Genomic DNA, 6,063 nt, shown 5'->3' on the forward strand with positions numbered 1-6,063 from the left:
CCGGCCCGGCGGGCGCAGCACCGGCCCGCCGCGGCCCGGCCCGCTCGTTGTGCGAGCGGCGCGCGCAGCGGAGCGGACGGACGCGCCGCTACGCTGTCCCCGGGGCGAGCGCAGGGGGCGGCGATGAGGTGGAAGCAGCACGGGGAACGTCCGGTCCACCGGACTCCGTGGGTCGACCTGTGGGTGGCCGACGTGGAGCAGCCGGACGGGGCCCGCCGGGACTACTACGTCGTCAAGCTCCGGAATCTGGCGGCGGCCGCCGTCGTCAACGAACGGCGCGAGGTGCTGATGATGTGGCGGCACCGCTTCGTCACCGACTCCTGGGCCTGGGAGTTGCCGATGGGCCTGGTGGAGGACGGCGAGACGCCGGCTGAGACCGCCGCGCGCGAGACGCTGGAGGAGACCGGGTGGCGGCCCGGCTCGCTGCGACCACTGATCTACGCGGAGCCGGCCAACGGGATCACGGACTCGCAGCACCACCTCTTCCGTGCCGACGGGGCCACGTACGTCGGCCCGCCCACCGAGCAGAACGAGTCTGACCGGATCGGGTGGATCCCGCTGGCGGACATCCGCGGCATGATCGACCGCAGGGAGATCGTGAGCAGTGGCTCTCTCGTCGGCCTGCTGTACCTCCTGATGGACGAAGGGCTCCGCTGACCGCACGACGGTGACGCGGCTCGACCGCGACGCACTCACCGGTGTGACGGCCTCTCCGCCCCGCAGACGCGGAAGGGCGCGGGCCGGACGAGGCTCGGGCAGGGGTCACCCGAGGTACGGCCGGTGGCGGTGCTCCAGGAAGTGGCGCAGCCGCAGTCGCTGCGTGTGGTGGATCGGCAGGTGCTCCAGTTGGTCCGGAGGAACGAAGCGGAGCTCCGTGGACTCCTCTTTCACCTCGCGGACGGCCGTTCCCGGAAGCGAGTCGGTGAGTTCCATGCCACCGCCGGGAAGCGCCCAGAGGTCGTTGTCGAGTCGTCGCTGGAGCAGGACGCGTCCCCGCTCACCTCGTGCAGCGGCGGGTTGTGCATGAAGGCCGACCGGCAACGGGCTCGATGCAGCCGCGGACTCTCCTCACGGCCGCGGGCCGGGACGTACTCCCACTCGTTCGGGTTTCTGCGGTCACAGAGGGGGCACAATTTTCGTCAACCTGACATTAACAGGGGCCGGCCCGGCCACCAGGCCGGCCTCCCTCTGCGATGCTGGGCGTCGACGAGAGGGGCGGAGCGATGCAGTGGAAGATCCACGGTGAACGTCCGATCTATGAGAACCAATGGGTCAACCTGTGGCTGACCGACGTGGAGCAGCCGGACGGACGTCGCTGGGAGTACCACGTCGTCAAACTCCGTCATCTGGCAGTGGCCGCCGTGATCAACGACGAGCAGAAGATTCTGATGATGTGGAGGCACCGCTTCGTCACGGATGCGTGGGCGTGGGAACTGCCCATGGGCCTGGTCGAGGCCGGGGAGAGTCCCGCCGAGGCCGCCGCACGAGAGACGATGGAGGAGACCGGATGGCGGCCCGGGCCGATGAGACCGTTGATCTACGCAGAGCCGGCCAACGGGATCACCGACTCGCAACACCATCTGTTCCGTGCCGACGGGGCCACGTACGTCGGCCCTCCCACCGAGCAGAACGAGTCCGACTGCATCGAGTGGATCCCGCTGGCGGACGTCCGCGGCATGATCGACCGCCGCGAGATCGTGAGCAGTGGCTCTCTCGTCGGCCTGCTGTATGTGCTCATGGACGCCGGGATGCGCTGACCCGAGCTGGAAGAAGATCACGCAGCCGTGACTCGAAAGCCAGCACTGCGGGCTCCCGCCGATGCGGGGCCAGCTCGTCGTAGAACTCGCGTAGGTGCCCGGCCACCCGCTCCGAACCGACCGAGGCAGCGGGCTCCAGCGCTTCCGTCGCCGTCTGGCACGCATGATCCAGCTTGCCGAGCTGGAGTTGTGTACGGGCCAGCCAGAACGCGTGAAACGCGCGCCCCCTCCGGTTGGTGCCGCTCGCCCGCCTCAAGGCATCGGCGATCAAGGGCTCCGCAGTCGCAGCCTCACCGAGTCGACCGAGTGCGATACCGGTATCAACGACGAGCTTCGCCTCGTCGAAGTAGGTGACCCACGGGGGGTCGGGGTCGCTGCCCTTGATCCGCTCGAACTGGCGACGTGCCTCACCAATGGCCGCGTGCGTACCGGCGTGGCTGGCGAGAGTCGCCTGCGCGAACGCCTCCCGCAACGACAACATCGACAGCACGTGGGGAGTGGTGCCGACCGCCGCGCGGGCCTCGTCCTGAGCCGCGTTGACCAATGCCAGCGCGTCCCCTGGCCGGTCCTGGTACGTAGCCTGCAAGCTCATGCAGGCCAGGACATTGGCCGTGAACTCCCGGTCGTCGATCTCCCGGGCGAAGCGCAAAGCCTCCGTGAAGTACGAACGGGCTCGGGTGTACTGCCGAGCATCGAAGTACATCCACCCTGTGAGGCGCGCGAGCTCGGCGGCCACGCCATGCAGATCGTGCCGGATGGCCCCGAGGCTTGTCCCGTTGAGCAACCCGACAACGTAGCGGAGCTGCCCGACGACAGCAGGCCGCAACGTCTCGCCTCCGTGCTGATCGTCCCGCCGCCAGTAGTCCTCGATACTGGCACGCAGCGCGAGGAGCGTGGAAGGGGTCGGGGCGGGCCGGGCGGTGAGGGCGATGATGCCTTCGACCTCCGGGCCCGGCAAAGACGCAGAAGGCGATGATACGGGCAGGGCGGGTCGAGGTTGCTCCTTTACCGCATCCCGGAGTCCGACGGGGGTTTCCCATTCCCGCCGCGCCAATCCGAGCATGTGCCCAGGGATCCGTAATCCATCGGCGATGCGCTCGATGACATCCATGTGGAGCAACTGACGCCGACCTGACAAGACTTCGCCGACACGACTCGGGGTGAGGTCGCACCGCCGCGCGATCATCGAGGGATAGATGCCCGCTCGGGTCTTGACAATTCGGAACACTGCAGAGAAGTCACGGGCGCGGCATGCCGCGATCATCTGAGGATGCATCAGGAGCCCAGCAGGCAACTCTGGTGAGCGAGATGACTCGATCATCGGGCTGGCTCCCACAGCTCAGAGATACGAAACGCCACTGGGCACCGACTTCGCACCATATTAACCAAGTTGGGTAACCAACATGGCCTTCCACGAGGTGCCGACGATTCGAGAGCCTGATGTGCATGACGAACAACCAGCAGACACGACCCGGAATCGGTGAACCGGCCGTGGATCGTGCGACCGGACGCGGCGGCATCGTGATGGGCGAGGTGGGCGGCCGCGTGCAGCTGCGACCGATCGGCGGCGGCATCGAGTGGGAGGCTCTGCCCGCGCAAGTGGTGCCGCCCGGGACACGGGAGGAACTGAGCACACGCCTGGCCGCGCGGAACCGGCACAGCCGCATCGGACTGTGACTCGCGCGTGCGGCCGGTGCACCTGCTGCACCCTCGCCGGTTGCTCCACCGATGCCCCTGCGGCGCGGCGGGTCCCACCAGCCACGAATGCGCCTGATCCGATCCGCCCCGTAGGGGCGGATCGCCCCTACCCCGTCCGTCGCCATCGCAGTGCGGGACCAAGGACGCCTGGAGGCGCAATGAAGGGTTCGACGAGTCGGACCGTCCGAACGGTGGGCGACAATGTCCGCCCCGGTGACGTGATCATGATCGGCGGGAACCCGCACACGGTGACGAACGTGCGACGCGTCGCGGGTGGGCGCAGACTTCTGGAGTTCGCCGACGGCAACCTCTACGTATTGGGCGCCACGTTGCCCGTGCACGTCACGCGGACTCGGGCACGGCTCGTGGCTGGACGCGACGGGCTTCTCCGCGTGGTCCTTCACTGACCAATGCGGCGGGCCGACGGCCGACGCGCGACTGTCGACGCGCACGGGGCCACGGCCGCCGGATCGCACCTGCCCCGGAGGACTGCTGCCGATGGAGCAGGATGCGTCCGGCCGAGCCGGGCGGGGCCCGCCCTCCCGGACGCCGGCGGCAGGTGGCTGACGCGAGCGTCGTTATCGTGCGCTCGCACATCCCGAAACCTCGGATCGAAGAGGGCAACATCCGATGACTGCAACTGAGTTCGAAGCAAAGATTCTCAATGTCGAGCCGGAGAAGATCCGCGCACTCCTGCTGGAGGCCGGGGCCGAGCACGTGATCGACCGCTTCCAGCGTCGCTACGTCTACGACATCCCCGACCTGCCCGGAGCGTGGGTCCGGCTGCGTGACACCGGCGCCGACGTCACGCTCTGCGTCAAGGAGATCCACTCCGACGCGATCGACGGCGTGACCGAAACGGAGACGAGCGTCGGCGACTTCGACGCCACGAACACGCTCCTCGGCAAGCTCGGCTACCGGCCGAAGGCGTACCAGGAGAATCGCCGGTCCTCCTGGACGCTGGGGAGCGCGGCCATCGAGATCGACGAGTGGCCGCTGATCCCCCCGTACCTGGAGATCGAGGGGGACAGCGCGGATCACGTCCACGCGACGGCGCTCACGCTCGGACTTTCCCTGGCCGAGCTGACGAGCGAGAACACGACCAAGGTCTACCGCCGGTACGGGATCGACATCGAAGCGATCCCCCGGCTCACGTTCGAGTGACAGGAGACACGCCTTGTCAGCGACCCAACGCACGGCGGTCCGGGTTGTCCGTGACAGGACCATCCGCGTCAAGGTGATCGACGACTGCGGGTTGGCCTGCACGTTCTGCCACAACGAGGGAACGCCGGTCACCGCCGACAACAAGGGCCGCGCTCTGCTGCCCTTCGTCGCGGGACCGGGCAAGGCCGGCCGCGTGTCGATCTACAGCGAGACGAACGGCGTCAACTTCCTCTCCGCGAAGATGGCCCCGAACGTGTTCTTCAGGCGGGCGGTGCGGACCGTCGCAAGGGCGTTCAACGCCAGCGAGGTTCACCTCACGGGAGGCGAACCCACCCTTCACACGGAGGTGCCCTCGCTGGTCTCGGCGCTCACCGGCATGGGGCTGAGCGTCGGGATGACCAGCAACGGGGAGCGCGGTCGGCAGGTGATGCCGGAGTGCTCGGTGGCCGGCCTCAATCGGGTCAACGTCTCCGTCTTCGGCACCACCGCCGAAGAGCTCCAGGCCGTACAGTCCAAGCGCTTCACGTCGGCGGGCCTGGCCGAGACGAAGATCCGTGCGGCGGAGCAGACCATCCGGGCCGCCGTGGCCAACGGGGTGAAGGTCTCCGTGAACATCGTTGTTCCTGGGATGGCCCACGTGGACCGGGTCGTCAACCTGGTTGAGTCGTACGGACAGTTCGCGGACGTGCGGATGCTCACCAGCATCCAGGACGGAGCGGAGTCGATCGCGGCGATCTCCGAAGTGCTGGTCCGGGTTGGTGCGGAACCGGTGCTTCGGACGTTCACCGCCGGCACCTCCGACGAGCGCACCCTCTACCGGGCACTCGGTAGCCGGGCCGTCTATGTCAAGCGGCTGCTGCCGGTACGACTCCCGGAAACCTGCGCGTCGTGCCGCTTCAACAACGACACGGACTGCGAAGAGGGCTACTACGGCGTCCGGCTCTACCTCACCGACCAGGGGGAGTACATGGTCGGCGTCTGCATTCAACGGATGGACCTCTGCATCCCCGTGGCCGAGCTGTCGAAGAGCGGGATCGTGGAAGAGGTGCAAGCCTTCAAGGATGCCGAAGTCCGGCGGCTGACCAGCCAGTACGGTGCCGCCGCGTGATCGACGGCACGCCCTGACAACTCCATGAGCGCCGGACCACCCATGACCTTGGCGGAGGGGGTGGTCCGGCAGCGAGCTGACCTCGATTGCCAGACCTGGTGCCCCATGGTGCTGGGGTGAGCGGCATGTTCATAGCTGCGCCGGCTGCCCGAAGGTCCGAACGGGCGCCCGACGCAGGGCTGTCAGGCGCACGGGAGGCATCCGGCCGAGCCGGGCGGGGCCTGCTCCCGGGCGCCGGCGACCCGGCGCGTGGGCACCGCCGCAAGCCGGTCCGGAGGGGACCCGGTTGGCGTTGCGGGGGGTGCGCCCGGGACGATACGTGCAGGAGCACCGCAG

Annotated in this window: 8 protein-coding genes; 6 read left to right on the forward strand and 2 right to left on the reverse strand. The window is 68.3% G+C overall.

Translation table 11 applies throughout. The annotated features are described in order from the left end of the window. Window positions 1-123: 123 nt before the first annotated feature. On the forward strand, window positions 124-657 hold the full coding sequence (locus ACOJSN_RS13170; RefSeq protein WP_420112957.1) for an NUDIX hydrolase: 534 nt from the start codon (window positions 124-126) through the stop codon (window positions 655-657). A 105-nt stretch (window positions 658-762) separates the two neighbouring features. On the opposite strand, the gene ACOJSN_RS13175 is transcribed toward ACOJSN_RS13170, so the two are convergent. Beyond that, window positions 763-1,041 carry an NUDIX domain-containing protein gene (locus ACOJSN_RS13175; RefSeq protein WP_420112958.1) on the reverse strand — a complete coding sequence of 93 codons (279 nt, stop codon included), beginning with the start codon at window positions 1,039-1,041 and terminating at the stop codon, window positions 763-765. A 182-nt stretch (window positions 1,042-1,223) separates the two neighbouring features. Between ACOJSN_RS13175 and ACOJSN_RS13180 the strand changes: the two genes are divergently transcribed. Then, window positions 1,224-1,757, forward strand: a complete 534-nt coding sequence (locus ACOJSN_RS13180; protein ID WP_420112959.1) for an NUDIX hydrolase — start codon at window positions 1,224-1,226, stop codon at window positions 1,755-1,757. On the opposite strand, the gene ACOJSN_RS13185 is transcribed toward ACOJSN_RS13180, so the two are convergent. Further along, the gene (locus ACOJSN_RS13185) at window positions 1,735-3,078 is read right to left on the reverse strand and encodes a helix-turn-helix domain-containing protein (RefSeq protein ID WP_420112960.1); all 1,344 of its coding nucleotides are present in this window, start codon (window positions 3,076-3,078) and stop codon (window positions 1,735-1,737) included. The genes ACOJSN_RS13180 and ACOJSN_RS13185 overlap by 23 nt on opposite strands. 125 nt (window positions 3,079-3,203) lie before the next feature. Between ACOJSN_RS13185 and ACOJSN_RS13190 the strand changes: the two genes are divergently transcribed. From ACOJSN_RS13190 to ACOJSN_RS13205, 4 genes are all read left to right on the forward strand, one after another. Continuing rightward, entirely contained in the window at window positions 3,204-3,434 is a 231-nt protein-coding gene (locus ACOJSN_RS13190; RefSeq protein ID WP_420112961.1) for a hypothetical protein, read from the forward strand. A 212-nt stretch (window positions 3,435-3,646) separates the two neighbouring features. Beyond that, window positions 3,647-3,862, forward strand: a complete 216-nt coding sequence (locus ACOJSN_RS13195; protein ID WP_420112962.1) for a hypothetical protein — start codon at window positions 3,647-3,649, stop codon at window positions 3,860-3,862. Between the two features lie 223 nt (window positions 3,863-4,085). Then, complete coding sequence (locus ACOJSN_RS13200; RefSeq protein WP_168088976.1) at window positions 4,086-4,619, forward strand: class IV adenylate cyclase; 534 nt, start codon at window positions 4,086-4,088, stop codon at window positions 4,617-4,619. Between the two features lie 13 nt (window positions 4,620-4,632). Beyond that, window positions 4,633-5,727, forward strand: a complete 1,095-nt coding sequence (locus ACOJSN_RS13205) for a radical SAM protein (protein ID WP_420112963.1) — start codon at window positions 4,633-4,635, stop codon at window positions 5,725-5,727. The last annotated feature ends 336 nt before the right edge of the window (window positions 5,728-6,063 follow it).

The organism is Pseudactinotalea sp. (genome assembly GCF_048594945.1).
Taxonomy (GTDB): Bacteria; Actinomycetota; Actinomycetes; order Actinomycetales; family Beutenbergiaceae; genus Pseudactinotalea.